This window comes from Azospirillum sp. B506 (genome assembly GCF_000333595.1).
GTDB lineage: Bacteria > Pseudomonadota > Alphaproteobacteria > Azospirillales > Azospirillaceae > Azospirillum.
In genome coordinates this window covers 1-1,366 of the sequence record NZ_BADK01000855.1, presented here as the reverse complement: position 1 = coordinate 1,366, position 1,366 = coordinate 1, and the positions used below count along the sequence as shown (strand labels likewise).

Genomic DNA, 1,366 nt, shown 5'->3' with positions numbered 1-1,366 from the left:
GGCGCGGCCATGACATGGCGCGACTCGCATGGGTCGGTGTCGCAGGTCTTCCTGGGGCTGTTCGCCCTGTTGGCGATGGTCGGCGGACGGCGGACCGAGCGGATCGCCGGCGTCGCCTGGATCGCGGCGCTGACCGTGCTGCTGTCGCTGGCGCCCTGGAACCTGCCCTCTGTGCCGGCCAGCCCGCCGCCCTTGAACGCGGAGGGCCAGCCGCTGATCGTCGTCGATCCGGCCGGCTATCCGGCGGCGGTCGGGCGCTTCCTGTGGGTGGCCGGCGGATTCGCCGCGCTGTTCGGGATCGGCGGCTTCATCGCCCTGTGGGATGCGCGGCGGGCGGCGCTGTGGGCCTCGCTCTCGGCGCTGGTGCCGCTCGCCCTGCTGACGCTGGCCTATGCGCTGGTGGAACCGCCGGAGACCGCCATCGGCTGGCCGGCGGCGGCATTGGCTCTGGCGGCGCTGCTGGTCGGCGCCACCACGCCGCTGGGCCGCCACCGCCACCGGCCCGGCGCCTCGCTGGGGCTGGCCGCCTTCGCCACCGGCGCCACCGGCGCCATCGCGCTCGGCGCCACCATGGTCCTGCAGGAGGCGTGGCTGACCGTCGCGTTGGCGATGCAGGTGCCGGTGCTGGCCTGGCTGGAACGGCAGCTGAGCCTGCGCGAGCTGCGCGGCGTCGCCCTGCTGGTGGCTGTCGCGGTGCTGGTGCGGCTGGCGATCAACCCCTCGGTGCTGGATTACGAGGGCTATGGCTGGATCGCCTACGGCTATGGCCTGCCGGCACTGGGCTTCCTCCTGGCGGCGCGCTGGATGCGGTCGGCGCCGGACGGCAGAGGCGACGATCTGGTGGTGATGGTGCTGGAGGCCGGCGCCCTGATCTTCACCACCCTGATGCTGTCGCTGGGTATCCACCGCTGGATGGCCGGCAGCCTGGAGGCGGCGCCGTCCAGTCTGGCGGAGGTGGCGCTGCACACCCTGTCCTGGCTCGGCCTTGCCCTGCTGCTGGCGGTCGACCGGCGGTGGAGCGCGCGGCCCGTCGCGCTGTGGGGACGGCGCCTGCTGGTGCTGCTGGCCGCCACGACCGCCCTGTTCCTGCATCTGGTGACGCTGAACCCGCTGTGGAACGACGAGTGGGTGGGGACATGGCCGCTGGTCAACCGGCTGCTGCTGGCCTATGGCGCGCCCGCCCTGCTGGGGCTGGTCTATCTCTGGTATGACCCGCCGCCGTCGCGCACCCTGCGGAGTGCCGCCCCGGTCCTGCCGCTGCTGCTGATCGCCGCCAACCTGGCGCTGGAGATCCGCCGCGCCTTCCAGGGGCCGATCCTGTCCGGTTCCGAGATGTCGGACGCCGAATGGTACAGCTATTCCGCCG

1 protein-coding gene is annotated in these 1,366 nt (G+C 73.1%); it reads left to right on the top strand.

From position 1 onward, the window contains the following. The coding region (locus tag I71_RS26600; protein ID WP_042701063.1) for a DUF2339 domain-containing protein at positions 1 to 1,366 on the top strand (1,366 nt) is incomplete at both ends.